The 19,778-nt window shown below is 74.4% G+C and carries 20 protein-coding genes and 1 pseudogene; 10 read left to right on the forward strand and 11 right to left on the reverse strand.

Features of this window, described 5'->3' with window-relative positions; genetic code table 11:
* Positions 1-16: 16 nt before the first annotated feature.
* Both LPU43_RS22380 and LPU43_RS22385 read left to right on the forward strand, forming a co-directional pair.
* On the forward strand, positions 17-766 hold the full coding sequence (locus LPU43_RS22380; RefSeq protein ID WP_229402468.1) for a sugar isomerase domain-containing protein: 750 nt from the start codon (positions 17-19) through the stop codon (positions 764-766).
* Between the two features lie 110 nt (positions 767-876).
* Positions 877-1,365: a DUF6328 family protein gene (locus LPU43_RS22385; protein WP_229402469.1), complete on the forward strand. Its 489-nt coding sequence runs from the start codon at positions 877-879 to the stop codon at positions 1,363-1,365.
* A gap of 72 nt (positions 1,366-1,437) precedes the next feature.
* Here the strand turns inward: LPU43_RS22385 and LPU43_RS22390 are convergent, their stop codons facing one another.
* The 7 genes from LPU43_RS22390 to LPU43_RS22420 form a co-directional block, all read right to left on the reverse strand.
* On the reverse strand, positions 1,438-2,043 hold the full coding sequence (locus LPU43_RS22390) for a hypothetical protein (protein WP_229402470.1): 606 nt from the start codon (positions 2,041-2,043) through the stop codon (positions 1,438-1,440).
* A 123-nt stretch (positions 2,044-2,166) separates the two neighbouring features.
* Entirely contained in the window at positions 2,167-2,562 is a 396-nt protein-coding gene (locus LPU43_RS22395) for a Fur family transcriptional regulator (protein WP_373321783.1), read from the reverse strand.
* The gene (locus LPU43_RS22400) at positions 2,559-2,858 is read right to left on the reverse strand and encodes an ArsR/SmtB family transcription factor (RefSeq protein WP_229402471.1); all 300 of its coding nucleotides are present in this window, start codon (positions 2,856-2,858) and stop codon (positions 2,559-2,561) included. The genes LPU43_RS22395 and LPU43_RS22400 overlap by 4 nt, the downstream gene beginning before the upstream one ends.
* Before the next feature lie 42 nt (positions 2,859-2,900).
* Positions 2,901-3,767 carry a metal ABC transporter permease gene (locus LPU43_RS22405; RefSeq protein WP_229402472.1) on the reverse strand — a complete coding sequence of 289 codons (867 nt, stop codon included), beginning with the start codon at positions 3,765-3,767 and terminating at the stop codon, positions 2,901-2,903.
* A 2-nt stretch (positions 3,768-3,769) separates the two neighbouring features.
* Complete coding sequence (locus LPU43_RS22410) at positions 3,770-4,531, reverse strand: metal ABC transporter ATP-binding protein (RefSeq protein ID WP_229402473.1); 762 nt, start codon at positions 4,529-4,531, stop codon at positions 3,770-3,772.
* Positions 4,528-5,481, reverse strand: a complete 954-nt coding sequence (locus LPU43_RS22415) for a metal ABC transporter substrate-binding protein (protein ID WP_229402474.1) — start codon at positions 5,479-5,481, stop codon at positions 4,528-4,530. Before LPU43_RS22415 ends, LPU43_RS22410 begins: the two co-directional genes overlap by 4 nt.
* 109 nt (positions 5,482-5,590) lie before the next feature.
* The gene (locus LPU43_RS22420) at positions 5,591-5,848 is read right to left on the reverse strand and encodes a DUF6703 family protein (protein WP_229402475.1); all 258 of its coding nucleotides are present in this window, start codon (positions 5,846-5,848) and stop codon (positions 5,591-5,593) included.
* A gap of 26 nt (positions 5,849-5,874) precedes the next feature.
* On the opposite strand from LPU43_RS22420, the gene LPU43_RS22425 reads away from it, so the two are divergent.
* The 3 genes from LPU43_RS22425 (at position 5,875) to LPU43_RS22435 (ending at position 8,367) form a co-directional block, all read left to right on the forward strand.
* On the forward strand, positions 5,875-6,216 hold the full coding sequence (locus tag LPU43_RS22425; protein WP_229402476.1) for an antibiotic biosynthesis monooxygenase family protein: 342 nt from the start codon (positions 5,875-5,877) through the stop codon (positions 6,214-6,216).
* Between the two features lie 126 nt (positions 6,217-6,342).
* Entirely contained in the window at positions 6,343-6,816 is a 474-nt protein-coding gene (locus LPU43_RS22430; RefSeq protein ID WP_229402606.1) for a hypothetical protein, read from the forward strand.
* A 171-nt stretch (positions 6,817-6,987) separates the two neighbouring features.
* Positions 6,988-8,367, forward strand: coding sequence for a glycine--tRNA ligase (locus LPU43_RS22435; RefSeq protein WP_229402477.1), 1,380 nt, complete (start codon positions 6,988-6,990; stop codon positions 8,365-8,367).
* A 71-nt stretch (positions 8,368-8,438) separates the two neighbouring features.
* On the opposite strand, the gene LPU43_RS22440 is transcribed toward LPU43_RS22435, so the two are convergent.
* Positions 8,439-9,515, reverse strand: a complete 1,077-nt coding sequence (locus LPU43_RS22440) for a type IV toxin-antitoxin system AbiEi family antitoxin domain-containing protein (RefSeq protein ID WP_229402615.1) — start codon at positions 9,513-9,515, stop codon at positions 8,439-8,441.
* A gap of 178 nt (positions 9,516-9,693) precedes the next feature.
* On the opposite strand from LPU43_RS22440, the gene dusB reads away from it, so the two are divergent.
* A complete protein-coding gene (dusB, locus tag LPU43_RS22445) occupies positions 9,694-10,872 on the forward strand; it encodes a tRNA dihydrouridine synthase DusB (protein WP_373321784.1) in 1,179 nt (392 codons plus the stop codon).
* A gap of 58 nt (positions 10,873-10,930) precedes the next feature.
* On the opposite strand, the gene LPU43_RS22450 is transcribed toward dusB, so the two are convergent.
* Positions 10,931-11,587 (reverse strand): C39 family peptidase, encoded by a 657-nt coding sequence (locus tag LPU43_RS22450; protein WP_229401659.1) that lies wholly within the window; start codon positions 11,585-11,587, stop codon positions 10,931-10,933.
* 552 nt (positions 11,588-12,139) lie between these two features.
* Here LPU43_RS22450 and LPU43_RS22460 point away from each other — a divergent pair.
* Positions 12,140-12,427, forward strand: a pseudogene (locus tag LPU43_RS22460) (transcriptional regulator); the annotation flags it as partial.
* Here LPU43_RS22460 and LPU43_RS22465 read toward each other — a convergent pair.
* Positions 12,424-14,193: a beta-N-acetylhexosaminidase gene (locus LPU43_RS22465; RefSeq protein WP_373321796.1), complete on the reverse strand. Its 1,770-nt coding sequence runs from the start codon at positions 14,191-14,193 to the stop codon at positions 12,424-12,426. The pseudogene LPU43_RS22460 and the gene LPU43_RS22465 overlap by 4 nt on opposite strands.
* 292 nt (positions 14,194-14,485) lie before the next feature.
* Here LPU43_RS22465 and ppdK point away from each other — a divergent pair, with 292 nt between their 5' ends.
* Positions 14,486-17,215, forward strand: a complete 2,730-nt coding sequence (ppdK, locus tag LPU43_RS22470; protein WP_229402479.1) for a pyruvate, phosphate dikinase — start codon at positions 14,486-14,488, stop codon at positions 17,213-17,215.
* A gap of 62 nt (positions 17,216-17,277) precedes the next feature.
* On the opposite strand, the gene LPU43_RS22475 is transcribed toward ppdK, so the two are convergent.
* On the reverse strand, positions 17,278-17,778 hold the full coding sequence (locus LPU43_RS22475) for a roadblock/LC7 domain-containing protein (protein WP_229402480.1): 501 nt from the start codon (positions 17,776-17,778) through the stop codon (positions 17,278-17,280).
* A 263-nt stretch (positions 17,779-18,041) separates the two neighbouring features.
* Between LPU43_RS22475 and LPU43_RS22480 the strand changes: the two genes are divergently transcribed.
* Complete coding sequence (locus LPU43_RS22480; protein WP_229402481.1) at positions 18,042-18,392, forward strand: VOC family protein; 351 nt, start codon at positions 18,042-18,044, stop codon at positions 18,390-18,392.
* A gap of 9 nt (positions 18,393-18,401) precedes the next feature.
* The gene (locus LPU43_RS22485; protein WP_229402482.1) at positions 18,402-19,760 is read left to right on the forward strand and encodes a deoxyguanosinetriphosphate triphosphohydrolase; all 1,359 of its coding nucleotides are present in this window, start codon (positions 18,402-18,404) and stop codon (positions 19,758-19,760) included.
* Positions 19,761-19,778 lie beyond the last annotated feature (18 nt).

The raw sequence follows: 19,778 nt of genomic DNA on the forward strand, positions 1-19,778 counted from the left end.
GACTGACGGAGGAAGCATGACGGTGAGCGCCGAGGACTACCTCGCGGTGGTGACGGAGACGATCGGCCGGGTGGCGGCCGGCCAGCGGGAGGCGGTGGGCCGGGCGGCCGACCTGATCGCCGACGCGTTGCGCGCCGACGGGGTGGTCCACGCGTTCGGCACCGGCCACTCCGAGGCCCTCGCCATGGAGATCGCCGGCCGGGCCGGTGGCCTCGTGCCGACCAACCGGATCGCGCTGCGCGACCTGGTGCTGTACGGCGGGGCGTCCGCCGACGTCCTGGGCCCGATGCTGGAGCGCGACCCGTCGGTGGCGCACCGCCTCTACGAGCTGGCCCCGGTCAGCCCGCCGGACGTCTTCGTGGTCGCCTCCAACTCCGGCGTCAACGGGGCCGTCGTCGAGTTCGCCTCCGTGGTGAAGGAGCGGGGCCACGGCCTCGTCGCGATCACCTCGGCGCGGCACTCGGCGCAGATGACGTCCCGCCACCCGTCCGGGCGGAAGCTGACCGACTTCGCCGACGTGGTGCTGGACAACGGGGCCCCGTACGGCGACGCGACCCTGCCGCTGCCCGGCGGCGGCGCGGTCGGCGCGGTCTCCTCCATCACCGCCGCCCTGCTGGCGCAGCAGATCACGGTCGAGGTGGTGGCCCGCCTGCTCGCGGCGGGGGAGACGCCCCCGATCTACCTGTCGGCCAACATCGCCGGTGGCGACGAGCACAACAACGCCCTGGAGGCCCGGTACGCCGGCCGCATCCGCCGGGGCTCCTGACCGCGTTGGACGGTGGCGTGCGGACGGTTTCGCCGCGCGCCCCGTGGGGCAAAGGCGATGCTGCCGGCGGGCCCCTCCGCCGGCAGCATCGTCTTCCCCGGAGGTAGCGCGTGTCGAAGGAAACCGAGAGGCAGCGCTGGCAGCGCAACTTCGCCGACCTGCTGCAGGAGTTGCGGGTCGCGCAGACAGGCGTGCAGATCCTCTTCGCCTTCCTGCTGACGCTGCCGTTCAGCAACGGCTTCACCCGGACGTCCGAGTTCCAGAAGGACGTCTACATCGTCGCGCTGCTGTCGGCCGCCGCCGCCACCGCGATGATCATTTCTCCGGTCGCGTTCCACCGGGCGCTGTTCCGGCAGGGGCGCAAGCCGGAACTGGTCCGGTTCGCCCACCGGATGGCCACGGGCGGGCTCGCGTTCATGCTCGTCGCGATGGTCAGCGCGGTCCTGCTGATCACCGACTTCGTCCTGGACCGGGGCATCGCCTTCGTGCTCACCGGGGTCACCGCCCTGTGGTTCCTGACCTTCTGGATGTTCCTGCCGTTCGCGCGCCGCAACTGGGGCGATGACGACATCGACGACGATGACGACATCCCGAACTGAGTAAGGCGTAAGGAAGGGCCCCCTGTTAACGCTTTCTGCATAGCAGGGGGCCCTTCCTAACCAGGAGGTGGCTCAGCGGCGCGCCCGCAGCCCCAGCCCGCGCAGCTCCAGCTCGGCCAGCGCGTCGACCGTGGCGTCGTCGCCCCGCCGCCACGCCTCGGCCACGTCCGGCGCGATGCGGGTCAGCCTCCCGATCGGCTGGCCCGCCAGCGCGCGCAGGGCCAGCAGGTCCCGCCCCGCCGGCGCGGCGGCCAGCGCCTTCGCCGAGGCGGCCCGGCGCATCCAGCGCAGCCGCAGCGGCAGCCAGCCGAACAGCACCAACCCGAGCGGGAAGACCAGCACCGCCAGGGCCAGCGCCAGGGCGAGCTGACCGACCAGCTCCTGCTGGTCCCGGCCCGCCTCGGCCATGGCACGGGCGGCCTCGGCGGCCTTCGTGAAGGGGGCGGTCAGCTCGTCGCCGACCAGGGGCACCCGGCGGACCTTGCCGCCCGCGTCGGCCAGGTTGTCGGCCAGGCCGCCGCCGGCCCCCTCCAGCTTCTCCCCGGGTACGGAGAGCTTGCGCACCAGGTCGTGCACCCAGAGCGCGAAGCGGATCGCGGCGTACACCCAGACGACGACGAGCAGGTCGGTCAGGAGCTGGCGGACGGCGGTCGGGAAGCGATCGGCGTAGATCTTCACGCCGCACAGCGTGCCACGCCCGCCACCGGCAGGCACGGGTCGGAATCGTCAGCCGGCGCGAACGGCGCCCCGGCCCGTGGGCGCGCTCAGCCGGACGCGAAGCGCCCCGGCCCGTGGGCGCGCTCAGCCGGCGCAGGCCGGGCAGGTGCCGAAGATCTCCAGGGTGTGGCTGACGTCCGAGTAGCCGTGCTGCGCCGCCACCCGCTCCGCCCACGTCTCCACCGCCGGCCCGGCGACCTCGACGGTGCGCCCGCACGCCCGGCACACCAGGTGGTGGTGGTGCCCCTCGCTGCACCGGCGGTAGAGGTGCTCGCCGCCGGGCGGGCGCATCACGTCGACCTCGCCCGCGTCGGCCAGCCCCTGCAGCGTGCGGTAGACCGTGGTCAGCCCCACCCGGTCGCCGCGCTGGCGGAGCATGGCGTGCAGCTCCTGGGCGCTGTGGAACCCCTCGACCTCGGCCAGCAGCGCGCTCACGGCCGAGCGTTGCCGGGTGTTGCGGACGGCGGCGCCCTCGGTCACGATGCCTCCCCGGCGTGACTGACCGCGTCGGCCACGATGTGCGCGACGTGCTCGTCGACCAGCTCGTACGCGATCTCGCGCCCCCGCCGGGAGCCACGGACGACGCCGGCGCCGCGCAGCACCCGCAGGTGCTGCGAGACCAGCGGCTGCGCGGCCCCGAGCTTCTCCACCAGCTCGTGTACGCACCGTTCACCCTGCGCCAGTTCGCTCACGATCGCCAGTCGGATGGGGGCCGAGAGGGCGCGCAGCAGCTCGCCCGCGCCCTCGTAGCCCTCGTAGCCTGATTCGCCGGTCACCCCGTAACGGTAACCAATTCCGTTGCCGTTACGGGCGCGGCCTCAGCCGAGCACCACCTCGTGCGGCTCCGGGGCCGGCGTCGCGGCCTCGGCGCGGCGGCGGCGCAGCGCCCGCCGGCCGGCGGCGGCGAGCGCCACGACCAGGAAGGAGGCGATCGCCAGCAGCACCACCGACGCGCCGGGGGCGGTGTCGGCGTTGGCGGCCACCCACACCCCGGAGCCGGCGGCGAAGAGCCCGAGGGCCATCGCCGCCGCCATCGTGGTGCGGAAGCCCCGGGTGACCTGTTGGGCGGTGGCCACCGGCACCACCATCAGCGCGCTGATCAGCAGCACCCCGACCGCCCGCATGGCGATCGTCACGGTGATCGCGGTGCCGACCGCCAGCAGCAGGTTCAGCGCCCGCACGGGCAGGCCGGCGACCCGGGCGTACTCCTCGTCGTGGCACACGGCGAACAGCGCCGGGCGCAGCGCCAGCATGGTGACCAGGAGCGCCACGCCGAGCACCACGATGGTGGTCAGGTCGCGCGGCGAGATCGTGGTCAACGACCCGAAGAGGTACGCGTTGAGGTTCGCGCTGGTCGCGTCCGAGAGCCCCACCAGCATCACCCCGCCGGCGATCCCCCCGTAGAACAGCAGCGCCAGCGCGAGGTCCCCGGAGGTGCGTCCCCGCGCCCGGACCAGCTCGATGGCGACCGCGCCGAGCGTCGCCACGACCACCGCCACCAGCACCGGGGACCGGTTGAGCAGCAGCCCCGCGCCCACGCCCGTGAGCGCCACGTGCCCGATCCCGTCGCCGATCAGCGTCAGCCGACGCTGCACGAGGTAGATGCCGAGCGCCGGGGCGGCCAGGCCGATGACCAGCGCGGCGATCAGGGCGCGCTGCATGAAGGGGTACTGGAAAAGCTCCATGCTCAACTGCTCCACAGCCCTGCGGGCTCGTCGGGTCCGTGCGGGTGCACGTGGTCGTGGTCGGGCTCGGCGTGGTGGCCGGCCGGCTCGGGGACCGGGCCGTCGTGGGCGATCCCGCCGTGGTGCACCACCACGGCCCGGCTGATCAGCGGTCGCAGGGGCCCCAGCTCGTGGGCCACCAGCAGCACCGTCCCGCCGCCGTCGAGGAAGCCGCGCAGCGCCCCGGCGAACGCCTCCTGGCTGGCGGCGTCGACCCCGGCGGTGGGCTCGTCGAGGACCAGCAGCTCCGGTTCGCCGGCCAGGGCCCGGGCGATCAGGGTGCGCTGCTGCTGGCCGCCGGAGAGAGTGGCCACCGGGTCGTCGGCCCGGTCGGCCAGGCCGACGGCCGCCAGCGCGGCGTCGACCGCCGCCCGGTCGGCCCGGCCCGGCGGGCGCAGCACGCCCCGGCGGGCCAGCCGACCGGAGGCCACCACCTCGCGGACCGTGGCGGGCACCCCGCCGCCGGCCCCGAGGCGCTGCGGGACGTACCCGACGCGGTGCCACCGCCGGAACCGCCGCTGCGGGACGCCGAAGAGCGAGACCGACCCGGCGTGCAGCGGGACCAGCCCGAGCACCGCGCGGATCAGGGTGGACTTGCCGGAGCCGTTCGCGCCGAGCACGGCGACCACCTCGCCGGCGTCGACGGTGAGGGAGACGTCGCGCAGCACCGGGCGGCCGTCGTAGCCGACGGCGGCGTGGGTGACGGTGACGACGGGCGCGTTCACGAGCAGTCCAACGCCGTGCGCAGGGACGCCAGGTTGGTGCGCATCACCGAGAGGTAGTCCCCGCCGTCGTCGGCGGAGAGCCCCTCCAGCGGGTCGAGCACGGCGGTGCGCGCCCCGACCTCGCGGGCGACGGTCTCGGCGACCTTCGGGCTGACCAGGGTCTCGAAGAAGATCGTCGTGGCCCCGTGCTCGCGGGACTCCCGGGCCACCTCGGCGAGGCGTCGCGGGGGCGGCTCGTCCTCCGGGGCGAGGCCGGTGAGGCCGACCTGTTCGAGCCGGTACCGCTCGGCGAGGTAGCCGAACGCGGTGTGGCTGACCACGATCTCCCGGCGCTGGCAGGTCCGCAGCCCCTCGGCGAAGTCGCGGTCGAGCCGTTCCAGGTCGGCGCGCAGCGTGCCCGCCCGGGCGGTGTAGTCGGCGGAGCGCCCCGGGTCGACCTCGGCGAGCCGCCCGGCGAGCCGGTCCGCGACGCCCGCCAGCCGGGTCGGGTCGAGCCACAGGTGCCGGTCCCTGCCCCCGGCGTGTCCGGCCTCGCCCCCGTGCGCCTCGCCGCCCCCGTGCTCGTGCCCGCCGGCGCTCGCGGGCAGCAGCGGCTGGATCGAGGCCACGTCGAAGGCCCGGTCGCCGCCGTTGATCTCGACGGCCTCGTCCACGGCCGGCTGGAAGCCGCTGAGGTAGACGATCAGCTCGGCCCGGCTCACCTCGCCGACCTGGCCCGGGGTGAGCTCCAGGTCGTGCGGCTCGGCCCCGGGCTTGGTCAGGTTCACCACCCGCACCGCGTCGCCGCCCACCCGCTCGGTGACGAACTGGAGCGGGTAGAAGGCGGCGGCCACGTCGACCCGCTGCGGGTCGGCGCCGGTGCCCTCCTGCCCGCACGCGGCGACCGCGCCGAGGGCGGCCAGGGCGGTCGCGGCGGCCAGGACACGCGCGGTGGGGCGGCGGAACGTCATGCCCCCACTCTCCGCGACAACGAAATTGATTGTCAAAAACGCATGCTTGCATGTGAGCGGTGGTTCTGCTAGAAGGCCGCCTCGGCGGGCCGCCGGGGCTCCACGCGGGTCAGAGCAGCTTCGCCAGCGCCACGGCGACCAGCAGGGTGAGCAGCACCAACCGGACCACCCGCCCCGCCGGGGGCTGCACCGGCCAGGTGGTCAGCAGCAGCGCGACCAGGGCGGCGGCCAGCGCCAGCAGCAGCACGCCACCGACCGGGCCCGGGGCGAACAGCCCCACCAGCACCAGCGCCAGCGCGACCAGGAAGACCGTCGTCGGGTTCGCCCGCGCCAACCGGGCCGGCAGGGGGCGCTGCGTACGCTGCATCCCTCAGACTCTACGAGGAGGACCCGGTGCTGGTCACCAATCGGTTCGTGGTCGACGAGGACGTCGCCCCCACCTTCACCGAACGCGCGCACGCCGCCCTCGCCGCGCTCGCCGCCCGCCCCGGCTACCTGCGCGGGGAACTGCTCAGGGCACTGGACGACCCGCGCCACTGGTGCCTGCTCACCGAGTGGGAGTCGGTCGGGACGTACCGGCGGGCGCTCGGCGGGTTCGACGTCAAGGTGCACGCCACGCCGCTGCTGGCCGAGTCGCTCGACGAGCCCTCCGCGTACGAGACGCTGGCCGACGCCGCCCCGGGCGGCCCCGTCACGGTCAACGCCAGCGATCGGGCCGCTGATCCGCTGCGCTGAGCCGGCGGGCACTACCCTGCACCTATGACCGCACCCGGACCGGCCGGTCCACCCCCGTACCCCGTGGCGCCCGGGCCGTCCGGCCCTCCGGCCCCCGGCGGGCCGCCGACGCCCCCGGAGCCGGGGGTGCCCGCGCCCCCGGCGGGCCCCGGGGTGGTCCCGCCGTTCGCCGCACCCCCCACCGAGGGGCGCAGCGCCCGCACCTGGCTCGGCCTCGGGGTCGGCGCGCTGGCCCTGCTGCTCTGCTGCGGCGGGGGCGGGGTCGCCGTCGTCGGCCTGGCGATCAGCAACATGGAGGCGATCCAGGAGCAGGGCCGCTCGGTGACCGACGACTACTACCGGGGCCTGGTCGAGCGGAAGTACGAGCAGTCGTACGACGCGCTCTGCGACGACGCCCAGCGGCGCGAGTCCCGGGCGGAGTTCGCCCGACGGGTCTCCGCCGAGCCGCGTATCGACTCGTACCGGGTGGGTGAGGTCGACCCCGTCGACCTCACCGTGCCGGTCTCGGTCACCTTCACCGGCGGCGGCCGGGCCGACCAGGAGGTCACCCTGGAGCCCGACGAGCAGACCGGCGCGATGGAGGTCTGCGGGGTGAGCTGACCGGCGGGCCCGCCCCGGCCCGGGCCCGGCCTGCCGAGGCTCGGCGGGGCGGCCCCCGCCCGCCCCGGTATTCTGCTGGGCTCGGGGCCCCCGCGGTCGTACCGTGAACCCCGCACCGACCGTTACATCCATATCTGCCCCCGCCGACCGCCAGCCGGCGTAGGAGGAAACATGCCAGCCGACCGTATCGACGCCGTCGTCAGCCTCGCCAAGCGCCGAGGCTTCGTCTTCCCCTCCAGCGAGATCTACGGGGGCACCCGGTCGGCGTGGGACTACGGCCCGCTCGGCGTGGAGCTGAAGGAGAACGTCCGCCGGCAGTGGTGGAAGACCATGGTCCAGCAGCGCGACGACGTGGTCGGCCTCGACTCCGCCGTGATCCTGGCCCGCGACGTCTGGGCGGCCTCCGGCCACCTGGACGCCTTCGTCGACCCGCTGACCGAGTGCCAGTCCTGCCACAAGCGGTTCCGGGCCGACCACCTGGAGGAGGCGTACGAGGCCAAGCACGGCAGGCCGCCGGCCTCGCTGACCGAGCTGAACTGCCCCAACTGCGGCAACAAGGGCACCTTCACCGAGCCGAAGATGTTCAACGGCCTGATGAAGACCTACCTCGGCCCGGTCGAGAGCGACGAGGGGATGCACTACCTGCGCCCGGAGACGGCCCAGGGCATCTTCGTCAACTACAAGAACGTCGAGACGGTCGCCCGCAAGAAGCCCCCGTTCGGCATCGCGCAGACCGGCAAGTCGTTCCGCAACGAGATCACCCCGGGCAACTTCATCTTCCGCACCCGCGAGTTCGAGCAGATGGAGATGGAGTTCTTCGTCGAGCCGGGCACCGACGAGAAGTGGCACGAGTACTGGCTCTCCGAGCGCTGGAACTGGTACCTCGACCTCGGCCTCTCCGAGGGGAACCTGCGCTTCTTCGAGCACCCCAGGGAGAAGCTCTCCCACTACTCGAAGCGCACCGTCGACATCGAGTACCGCTTCCAGTTCGGCGGCAGCGAGTTCGCCGAGCTGGAGGGCATCGCCAACCGCACCGACTTCGACCTTTCCACGCACAGCAAGCACTCCGGCGTCGACCTGTCGTACTTCGACCAGGGCAAGGGCGAGCGCTGGATGCCGTACGTGATCGAGCCGGCCGCCGGCCTCACCCGCGCGGTGCTGGCGTTCCTGCTCGAGGCGTACGACGAGGACGAGGCGCCGAACACCAAGGGCGGGGTGGACAAGCGCACGGTCATGCGCTTCGACCCGCGCCTGGCCCCGGTGAAGGTGGCCGTGCTGCCGCTGTCGCGCAACGAGGCGCTCTCGCCGAAGGCCAAGGGGCTCGCCGCCGACCTGCGCAAGCGCTGGGTGGTGGAGTTCGACGACTCGCAGGCCATCGGCCGCCGGTACCGCCGCCAGGACGAGATCGGCACCCCGTTCTGCGTGACGGTCGACTTCGACACCCTCGACGACAACGCGGTGACGGTGCGGAACCGGGACACGATGGCCCAGGAGCGCATCTCCCTGGACCAGGTGGAGCGCTACCTCATCGAGCGCCTCCCCGGCTGCTGACGGTGTAAGGAAGGGCACCTTCTTAACGCATACGGTAGAGAAGGTGCCCCTTCTCACGCCGAGGCCCGGGCTCACGCGGCGGGCTCGGCGCGCCGGGCTGGTGCGGGGCTCGGGCCTGGCTCGGCGCGCCGGGCTGGTTCGGGGCCCGGGGTGGGCTCGGCGTGCGGCGCGGGCTCGGGGTGCGGGGTGAGTTCGGCGCGCGGGGCGGGGCGTACCCGGGTGGTGGCCCCGACGCCGCGCCGCGACTCGCAGGCGTCCTCCACGACGCGGCGGATGCGGCCGGGGTCCCGCCGGATCTGGGCCGGCGTGAAGTGCAGGATCAGCACCCCGTGCCGGCTCAGCTCGTTGTGCCGGTCCAGCGTCCGGGCCCAGTCGCCGGGGCTGAAGTGGTATTCCTGCGAGTCGACCTCCAGCGCCACCGCGGCGTCGACCAGGTAGGCGTCGGGGGTGGGCAGCGTTCCGCCGTCGCCGGCCAGCAGGCGTGGGTTCCACAGGATCTCCGGCAGCAGCCGGCTGCCGGCCAGGCACTCCCGCAGCTCGGCCTCCGGCGCCGACCGGGTGCCGTCGACGACCTCCGAGAACGCCTTGCGGACCAGCGCCGTGCGGCTGCGCCGCGCCCGGCGGATCTCCTCGTCGAGCGCGGGCAGGTCGGCGAAGCCGCGCTGCACGGCCTCGGCGACGATCGCGCGGACCGGGCGCAGGTGGCGCAGGTCGCGGGCCGCGTCGACCACGGCCCGCGCAGGCGAGCAGACCGCGTACAGCTCCGTGTGCCGGGCCTTCGCGTCGAGCGCGAGGGCGCGGGCGACGACCGCGTGACCGGACGACGAGCGTCGCGCGTGGTGCGGCACGATCAGGTGTACGTCGTCGCTGCGCGGGCTGTACCGGAAGCCGTACCAGATCAGGGCGGCGATGCCGGTGAGCTGCGCCTGCGGGCCGGCGTAGAGGGCGGCGGAGATGCGCCGCTGCTCGTCGGTCAGCGTGCCGGTGAACAGCGCGTACGTCGCCGGCAGGACGCGCTGCCAGCGACCCCGCCGGGTCTGTCGGTACAGGTGCATGTCGTCGAAGCCGGCAGCCAGCAGTTGGCTGCGGGTGACGATCTGCTGCTGGCGCTGCGCCGTGCGGTCCAGCTCGGGTGGGTGGTCGGTCATGGCTCGCAGCATGGGCGCGCCGACGACGCCGCGCCTGCCCGCCGCCGGGGCCTGTGGACGACGAGGGGCCCTGTAGACGACGCCCGCGTAGCGCGCCGATGTGATATGTGCCGTGTTAACAGGGGGCCCCTGCTATGCAAAAGGCGTTAGGAAGGGGCCCTTCCTTACACTTGGGCGCGTGAGTGGGAGTGGGGTCGGGGCGGGGAGCGGGCGCGGGCTGCGCATCGGGCGGCACGAGGTGTGGCCGCCGGTGGTGCTGGCGCCGATGGCCGGGATTACCAACGTCGGGTTCCGCCGGCTCTGCCGGGAGCAGGGCGGCGGCATCTACGTCTGCGAGATGATCACCACGGTCGCGCTGGTCGAGCGGAACCCGAAGACCCTGAGGATGATCGCCTTCGGCGACGACGAGAAGCCGCGCAGCCTCCAGCTCTACGGCACCGACCCGGAGATCACCGCCGCCGCCGTGCGGATCGTGGTGGAGAAGGACCTCGCCGACCACATCGACCTGAACTTCGGCTGCCCCGTCCCGAAGGTCACCCGCAAGGGCGGCGGGTCGGCCCTGCCCTGGCGGCGGCGGCTCTTCGCCCGGCTGGTGAGGGCCGCCGTGGCCGCCGCGTCGCCCGCCGGGGTGCCGGTCACGGTGAAGATGCGCAAGGGCATCGACGACGACCACCTGACGTACGTCGAGGCGGGGCTCGCCGCCCAGGACGCCGGGGTGGCGGCGGTCGCCCTGCACGGGCGCACGGCCGCGCAGCGCTACTCGGGCACCGCCGACTGGGACGCCATCGCCACCCTCAAGCAGGCCCTCGACGTGCCGGTGCTCGGCAACGGCGACATCTGGGAGGCCGACGACGCGCTGCGGATGGTCGCGCACACGGGCGTCGACGGCGTGGTGGTCGGGCGGGGGTGCCTCGGCCGGCCGTGGCTCTTCGCCGACCTGGAGGCCGCGTTCGACGGCCGGACGGAGCGGCGGCTGCCCACCCTCGGCGAGGTGGCGTCGACCATGCGCCGGCACGCCGAGCTGCTGGTCGACCAGTTCGTGGCGGGGGCCCGGAACCCGGCCCGGGGCGAGCGGGACGGCTGCACCGACTTCCGCAAGCACGTCGCCTGGTACCTCAAGGGCTTCCCGGTCGGCAGCGAGCTGCGCCGCTCCCTCGCCATGATCGAGAGCCTGGCCCAGCTCGACGACCTGCTCGGCAAGCTCGACCCGACCGAGCCGTTCCCGGTGGCGACGTTGGGCCAGCCGCGCGGCCGGACCAACTCGCCCGGCAAGGTCTTCCTGCCCGACGGCTGGCTGGCCAGCCGGGACGACGACACCGTCCCCGAGGGCGCGGAACTGGACGACTCCGGCGGCTGACGCGAAGAAAAAGGGCCCGACCCCTTGTGGGGGTCGGGCCCTTTGGTGTTCGTGTGGGTCAGGAGGTGCTGTAGCCGCGGGTGGCGATCCAGTCGGCGAGGTTGTCGACGGTGATGCGGTAGGAGGCGGTGTTGGGGTCGGCGGAGTCGGCGATGGTGACGGTGTTGCCGTTGTCTTGGTAGCCGACGACGCTGATGTAGTGGCCGCCTTCGAAGGAGTGGGTGTTGCCGTCGGTGTCGGTGGCGGTGCCGGCGATGTTGGCGACCACGGCGCGGCCGTCGTCGACGGTGCGGACGATGTCGGCGCGCAGGGTGTCGGTCTGCTTGGTGTCGGCGTCGGGGTTGCTGATCTCGACGGAGCGGTAGTTCTTGCCGGTCTCCTTGTGCAGGACGGGGGTGATGTCGTTGATGCTGTTGGTGCCGGCCTCGGTGGTGCCCATCTGCTTGGCCATGGCGTCGACGTCGATGTTCTTGCCGACGACGCTCAGGGCGTTGCGGGCGGCGGCGGGGCCGCAGTAGTAGAAGTTGGGCTGGGCCTCGTAGCGCACGTTCAGTTCGCGCTCGCCGTGGCCCTTGCGGTCGGTGGTGACCGCGGCGGTGTGGGGCTTGTCGGCGGGGGCGGCGTGGGCGGCGATGGCGGGGCCGGCGATGCCGCCGGCGGTGGCGGCGATGCCGGCGACGGTCAGGGTGCTCTTGCGGATCAGATCGGTACGCATGGTGACGAACTCCTCTGGTCGGGGGACACACGACACACGGCGCTTGCACGCCACGCGCGAGGGGGATGTCGAGGGGAACGACCCCGGCGATCGCGGGGGACCTGCTCGGGCGTCCGGGGGGGTGTAACCATCCGGGGGCCGGGCCCATTCCGGGGGCCTGCCGGCCGCCGACCTGGGGCATGGTGCTCACCCGTGGGCGGGCGGTGCTCACCCGTGGACCCTGTACAACGCCCCGGCCCGGCCCACGATTCCGCCACCGGGGTGGCCCCGGCCACGGGATCCCGAGGGGCATACCGGACAACGGCCCCGGGCCGCCGCACACGCCACGCCGCGCCCAAGGCTCACGAAACGGCCTCGTCCGCCCGGTGGGCACCGGCCGGGCGGGACGTCGCCGGGGCCACCGGGCGGGGCGAGCATTGCCGCCCGGGTGCGCTGGCCGGGTCAGGCCGCCGTGGGCACCTTGTCCAGGAAACCGTGCACGGCGCGCACCCGGCCGTCCGGGTCGCAGACCGCCACGTCGAAGCCGACGACCACCGAGTCGCCGCCGAGCCGCTCGGCCGGCAGGTCGAGCTGACCGGCGACGCCGAGCTGGCCGCCCTGGAGGCGGAGCTGCGCGGCTACCCGTGCGACAGCCCGGAACCGGAGGTCGAGCTGCCCGGCCCGGGCGAGATCGTGGTGCCGCTGCGGCTGCGCCACGAGTCCGGCGAGCTGGTCTTCCTCGGCACCATCGCGACGTTCGGCACGCCCCTGGACGTCACCCTGGCCGAGTTGTCCATCGAGTCGTTCTACCCGGCCGACGAGCACACCGCGTCGGTGCTGCGCGACCGCGCACGGCACTAACGGACCGGGTCGGGCTGGGTGGGCACCGGGCGCGCGGGCCGCCGTTCGCCGCCGGCCCGCGCGGCCGGCCAGGGCACCTCCGGGGAGGGGTGGAAGCCGATGCCGGCGGCGCTCCAGCGGGGGCCGTGCCCGGCGAGCCGTTCGCGGAAGTCGGCCCAGTCGTGGGTACGCCGGGGTGACCAGGCCAGCTCGGCGAGGGCGGGCAGCCGGGGGAAGAGCATGAACTCGACCTCGGCCAGCGAGGTCACCCACTCGGTCCAGAGCGGGGCCTCCACGCCGAGCACCGCGTCGGCGGGCACGCCGGCCAGGTGCGCCCCCGGGTCCCAGTCGTACGCCCGCGCCACCTCGATCATCCCCGCCCAGTCGTGCCCGATCGGGGTCTCCGGGGTGTACCGCATGTCCAGGTAGGCGCGGTCGGCGGGGGAGAGGATCAGCCGGGCCCCGCGCCGGACGGCCTCGGCGACCACCGCCGGGTCTTCGGCCGGGGCGCCCCACCACTGCAGCACGCGCCCGTCGAGGTGCGCGGCCGGGGCGATCTGGTGCCAGCCGACCACCGTCTTGCCGGTGCCGGCGACGATCTCCTGTACCCGCTCCACGAACCGGGCGTACGCGTCGGCCGGCAGGTTGAGCGCCTCGTCGCCGCCGATGTGCAGCCACGGCCCGGGGGTGAGCGCGGCCACCTCGCCGAGCACGTCGGCCGCGAGGGCGTACACGCGCTCGTCGGCGGGGTCGAGGTAGCTGAAGCCGACCTCGATGCCGGTGTACGGCGGCGGCGCGACCCCGCCCGGCGCGAGCTCCGGGTGGGCGGTCAGCACCGCGTTGGTGTGCCCGGGCAGGTCGATCTCCGGCACGACCGTGATGTGCCGGCGGGCGGCGTAGGAGACGATGCGCCGGTAGTCGGACGCCGTGTACCAGCCGCCGGGGCCGCCGCCGACCTGCGTCGCCCCGCCCACGGTGGCCAGCCGGGGCCGGGAGTCGACGGCGATGCGCCAGCCCTGGTCGTCGGTGAGGTGCAGGTGCAGGTGGTTGAGCTTGTACCGGGAGAGGTGGTCGATCACCCGCAGCACGTCGGCGACGCCGAAGAAGTGCCGCGCCACGTCGAGCATCGCGCCCCGGTAGGGGAAGCGGGGCCGGTCGACGACCGTCCCGCCGGGCACCGCCCAGCGCCCGTCGACCGGGGTGGTGCTCTCGACGGCCGGGGGCAGGAGCTGGCGGAGGGTCTGCACGCCGTGCAGGAGGCCGGCCGGGGTGGCGGCGGTGATCCGTACCGCGTCGGGGGTCACGTCGAGCCGGTAGCCCTCCGCGCCGAGCGCGGCGGCGGGCGCGGGGTCGGCGTCGGTGCGGGTGGGCCCGCCCAGCAGCAGGACCAGGCCGTCGCCCGGCAGCGGGGCGTCGGCGACCGGGAGCGGGTAGCCGGTGGCGGGCCGGAGCAGGGCGGCGAGCTGCTCGGCGACGTCCCGGGCGGCCGGGTCGGGGCTGACCCGCACGGCCGCGTCGGCGGGCAGCGTGAAGTCGGCCGCCGGGTCGGGCGCGACGTGCTCCGGGGCGGGGACCACGTCGCCCAGCCGGGCCGGGGACGGCGGCGCGAGCCGGCCGTCGGCGCTGGCCGGCCCGGGGGCGGCCGGCCCGGCGGCGGTCGCTTCGGCGGTGGCCCGCTCGGCGACGGCCGCCTCGGCGGCGGGGCGGGCGGTCGGGACGGGCGGCTCGCCGCCGGTCTCGGGCAGGGGGGAGGGGGTGGGCGGCACGGCGGCGGCTCCCGGGTGTATTCGCGGGGGATCTGGCAAGGGGAAGGTTCGACGAGACCAGCGACGCCGTCAAGGGTGCGAGGAGGAGAAGGGTGCGTGATCCTGCGCGTGGAAGCGGTCCCAGATACCCGTACGAACGCGGACAGTCGTGACTGCTGTGCCAATTGTCACCGAACGGTCCCGGTCGGCGCGGCGGTCGCTTAACCTTCGCCCACCGACCAAAGCTGAACCGGGATTACCGGAGGTCAGCGCCGGGGTAATGAAGAACTGAACCTTCGTTAAGTGTCAATGCCGACGCGCGTGGGAGGCTCTGGTGGCAGCGCAGGGTACGGATCGCAAGTACGTCTACGACTTCGCCGAGGGCAACAAGGACCTCAAGGACCTGCTCGGCGGCAAGGGGGCCAACCTCGCCGAGATGACGAACCTCGGGCTGCCGGTTCCCCCCGGCTTCACGATCACCACGGAGGCGTGCCAGGCGTACCTGTCCACCGGCCGGGAGCCCGCCGGGCTCGCCGACCAGATCGCCGCGCACCTGGCGGCGCTGGAACGCACGATGGGCAAGCGCCTCGGCGACCCCGCCGACCCGCTGCTGGTCTCCGTCCGCTCCGGGGCGAAGTTCTCCATGCCGGGCATGATGGAGACCGTCCTCAACGTCGGCCTCAACGACCGCAGCGTCGAAGGGCTGAGCGCGCAGGCGAGCGGCGCCGATCCGGCCGCCCCCGGCGGTGGCGACAGGTTCGCCTGGGACTCCTACCGGCGACTCATCCAGATGTTCGGCAAGACCGTGTGCGAGGTGCCGGGCGAGGAGTTCGAGCACGCCCTCGACGAGGCCAAGCGCGCCAAGGGCACCCGCGACGACCTCGACCTCGACGCGGGCGACCTGCGCGGGCTGGTCGACACGTACAAGAGGATCTTCGCCAAGCACACCGGGCGGGAGTTCCCGCAGGACCCGCGCGAGCAGCTCGACCTGGCGATCCGCGCCGTGTTCGAGTCGTGGAACGCCGAGCGCGCGGTGCTCTACCGCCGCCAGGAGCGGATCCCGGCCGAGCTGGGCACCGCCGTCAACGTGGTCTCGATGGTCTTCGGCAACCTCGGCCCGGACTCCGGCACCGGCGTCGCCTTCACCCGCGACCCGGGCAGCGGCGCGCAGGGCATCTACGGCGACTACCTGGCCAACGCCCAGGGCGAGGACGTGGTCGCCGGCATCCGCAACACCGTGCCGTTGCAGGAGCTGGAGCGGCTGGACAAGAAGTCCTACGACGAGCTGCTCGGCATCATGGCCCGGCTGGAGGAGCACTACCGGGACCTCTGCGACATCGAGTTCACCATCGAGCGCGGCAAGCTCTGGATGCTCCAGACCCGGGTCGGCAAGCGCACCGCCGCGGCGGCGTTCGTCATCGCCGCGCAGCTCGTCGACGAGGGCCTGATCGACCTGGACGAGGCGCTGCACCGGGTCAACGGCGCGCAGCTCGCCCAGCTCATGTTCCCCCGCTTCCAGCTCGACCACGAGTTCCAGCCGGTGGCCCGGGGTATCGGGGCGTCGCCGGGCGCGGCCTCCGGCAAGGTGGTCTTCACCTCCGCCCGCGCCGTCGAGCTGGCCGCCGAGGGGGAGGCGGTCATCCTGGTGCGCCGGGAGACCAACCCGGACGACCTCAACGGCATGATCGCCGCCCGGGGCATCCTCACCTCGCGCGGCGGCAAGACCAGCCACGCCGCCGTGGTGGCCCGGGGGATGGGCAAGACCTGCGTCTCCGGGGCCGACGAGATCGAGGTGGACGTGCCTCAGCGGCGGTTCACCGTCGCCGGGCAGACCGTGGTCGAGGGCGACGTCGTCTCCATCGACGGCACCACCGGCAAGGTCTACCTGGGCGAGGTGCCGGTCACCCCGTCCGAGGTGGTGCAGTACTTCGAGGGCAGCCTCGACCCGGAGCGCACCGACGACGCGCTGGTCCGGGCCGTACACCGGATCATGTCGCACGCCGACGCCGCGCGGCGGCTGGCCGTCCGGGCGAACGCCGACACCGGCGCGGACGCCGCCCGGGCCCGGCGCTTCGGCGCGCAGGGCATTGGCCTGTGCCGCACCGAGCACATGTTCCTCGGCGACCGGCGGGAGCTGGTGGAGCGGCTGATCCTCGCCCGCACCGACACCGACCGGCAGGACGCGCTGGCCGCGCTGCTGCCCCTGCAGCGTGACGACTTCGTGGAGATCTTCCGCGAGATGGACGGGCTGCCGGTGACCGTGCGGCTGATCGACCCGCCGCTGCACGAGTTCCTGCCCCCGCTGGAGCAGCTCGCGGTCAACGTCGCCGTGGCCCAGGAGCGCGGCGAGGACGTGGCCAAGGAGGAGGCGCTGCTCGCCGCCGTGCGGCGGATGCACGAGGAGAACCCGATGCTCGGCCTGCGCGGCGTGCGGCTCGGCCTGGTCATCCCGGGCCTGTTCGCCATGCAGGTCCGGGCGATCGCGGAGGCCGCCGTCCGGGTCACCCGCGACGGCGCGGTGGCCCGACCGGAGATCATGGTCCCGCTGGTCGGCGCCGTCCAGGAGCTGGAGACCGTACGCGCTGAGGCCGAGAAGATCATCGCCGAGGTGGTCGGGGACAGCGGCGTCGAGGTGCTGATCGGCACGATGATCGAGGTGCCCCGGGCGGCGCTGACCGCCGGGCAGATCGCCGAGGCGGCGCAGTTCTTCTCCTTCGGCACCAACGACCTGACCCAGATGGGCTGGGGCTTCTCCCGCGACGACGTCGAGGGCGCGTTCTTCTGGCGCTACCTGGAGCTGGGCATCTTCGGCATCTCGCCGTTCGAGTCGATCGACCGCGACGGCGTGGGCCGGCTGGTGCGGATCGCCACCGAGGAGGGGCGGGCGGCCCGCCCCGGGCTGAAGCTCGGCGTCTGCGGCGAGCACGGCGGCGACCCCGAGTCCGTCCACTTCTTCCACGAGGTGGGGCTGGACTACGTCTCCTGCTCGCCGTTCCGCGTGCCGGTGGCCCGGCTGGAGGCGGGCCGCGCCGCCGTGGAGACCACCGGCTCCGACAGCCGCTGATCGGCGCGGGGCGCCGGCCCCGGTGGGTGAGCCGCACGCATCCCCACCGGGGCCGGCGGGCTCTAGATCGGCGGACGCCGCCAGCTCGTGGCGCGCGGCGCGTTGGGGGCCCGCCCCGGCAGGGTCGCCATCGGCGTCCGCATGGCCAGCGGCGCGTGCGGGTCGGGTAGCAGCCCGGGGGCGGCGACCGTGCGCTGCCGGTCGAAGGCCGAGCCCGTCCGGTCGGCCACCTCCCGGGCCTCCCGGTGCAGGGTCTCCAGGTCGGCGCCGGCAGCGGTGACCAGGGTCAGCAGGGCGTGCCGGCCGGCCGGGTAGGTCACCACGCAGCCCCGGCTGGTGCGCACCAGCGACTCCTGGAACTCGCCGTGGCGCACCGTGTCGGCCACCCGGTGACCGAGGCCGAAGCTGGCCGCCGCCAGGGCCGCCAGGTGGGTGGCGTCGGTCGTCGGCAGGTCGCTGGAGATGAGCAGGCCGTCCGTGCCGGCGAGCACGCCGCCCGAGACCTCGGGCCGGCGCTGGCGCAGCCCCCGCAATTCCGTTCCCAGCACCGTGTGGGCGTCCACGAGCGTCACTTCCCGTCGAGCGAGTCGGTCCCCGGATCGGATCCAGGTCTGCGGATCTTCGGTAACTTTCTGCTCCGGAAACGCTACCCGTCGCCATCGGGGCCGCGCGACCCCCGTGACCGTCGGCGATCGGTCGACAACTCTCGCCTGATCGGCTGTTGCGCGACCGCCGCGCGGGGCGTTGCCGGCGCGCCGCCGCGCCCCGCCGGGCGTAACCTGAGGCTCGCGCGGAACTGTCGTATCGCCGGTGGAGGGTGGACCGCATGGCCAGCGTCTGGGAAAGTCTCACCGTCGACGCGCGGGACCCGGCGCGGCTCGCCCGATGGTGGGCCGAGGCGCTGGGCTACCAGGTGGTCACCGAGCAGGCCGACGAGGTGGAGATCCGGCAGGCCCCCGACCGGCTCCCGGGCATCGTCTTCGTGCCGGTCGGCGACGACAAGCAGGTCAAGAACCGGCTGCACCTCGACCTGCGCCCGGCCGACCAGGAGGCCGAGGTCGAGCGGCTCGTCGACATGGGCGCCCGGCACGTCGACGTCGGCCAGGGTGACGTCGGGTGGGCGGTGCTGGCCGACCCGGAGGGCAACGAGTTCTGCGTGCTGCGGCAGCGCGGATAGGCCGGTGCGGTGAGCGACCAGCAGCGGGCCGCCGGTGGCCGCCACCGCGCCGACCCGGCCGACCACGCCGGGCGGGACGGCCGTCCCTACCCGACCGACCGCGCCGATCCGGCCGACGACGCCGGGCGGGGCGACCACGCCGACTCGGCCGCCGCGGCGCGCCGGGTCGACGAGCCGGCCAAGGACACCGGAGCCGGGCGGTCGGCGTACGAGCGGGACCGGGCCCGGGTGCTGCACTCGGCGGCGTTCCGCCGGCTCGCCGCGAAGACCCAGGTCCACACCGCCGGCACCGACGACTTCCTGCGCACCCGGCTGACCCACTCGCTGGAGGTGGCGCAGATCGCCCGGGAGATGGGCGCGCGGCTGGGCTGCGACCCCGACGTGGTGGACACGGCCGGGCTGGCCCACGACCTCGGCCACCCGCCGTTCGGGCACAACGGCGAGGCCGCGCTGGACCAGCTCGCCGCGGCCTGCGGCGGCTTCGAGGGCAACGCGCAGACGCTGCGGGTGCTCACCCGGCTGGAGGCCAAGGTGATCGGCCCCGACGGCGGCTCCGCCGGGCTCAACCTCACCCGGGCCTCGCTCGACGCCGCCACCAAGTACCCGTGGCCGCGCCGGCCCGAGGGGGGCAAGTTCGGCGTGTACGCCGACGACCGGCCCGTCTTCGACTGGCTGCGCGACGGCGCCCCGCCCGGCGGGCGGCGCTGCCTGGAGGCCCAGGTGATGGACTGGGCCGACGACGTGGCCTACTCGGTGCACGACGTCGAGGACGGCATCCACGGCGGGTACGTTGCCCTCGGCCCGCTGCTGGCCGACCCCGACGAGCGGGCGGCGCTCTGCGCCGACGTGGCCGCCACCTACTCGGGGGAGTCCCCGGCCGACCTCGGCGAGGTGCTGGTGGAGCTGCTGGCCGACCCGGTGCTCGCCCCCCTCGCCGGGTACGACGGCAGCCACCGCGCCCAGGCCGTGCTGAAGGCCACCACCAGCGTGCTGACCGGCCGGTTCGTCTCGACCGTGGTGGCCGCCACCCGGGAGAGCTGCGGCCCCGGCCCGCTGCGCCGGTACGCGGCCGACCTGGTGGTGCCGCGCCGCATCCGGGCGGAGTGCGCGCTGCTCAAGGGCATCGCGCTGCGCTACGTGATGCGCCGCCCCGGCTCCCGGTGCCGGTACGAGCGGCAGCGGCAGATCCTCGCCGAGCTGGTCTCCGCCCTGGCCCACCGGGCGCCGGACGCGCTGGACCCGGTCTTCGCCCCGCTGTGGCGGGCCGCGCCCGACGACGCCGCCCGGCTGCGCGTGGTGATCGACCAGGTCGCCTCGCTCACCGACCCGGCCGCCGTCGCCTGGCACGAGCGGCTGCTCGCCGACTGACCGGGCCGACGGGCCGGC

Source organism: Micromonospora okii (assembly GCF_020884795.1).
Classification (GTDB): Bacteria; Actinomycetota; Actinomycetes; order Mycobacteriales; family Micromonosporaceae; genus Micromonospora; species Micromonospora okii.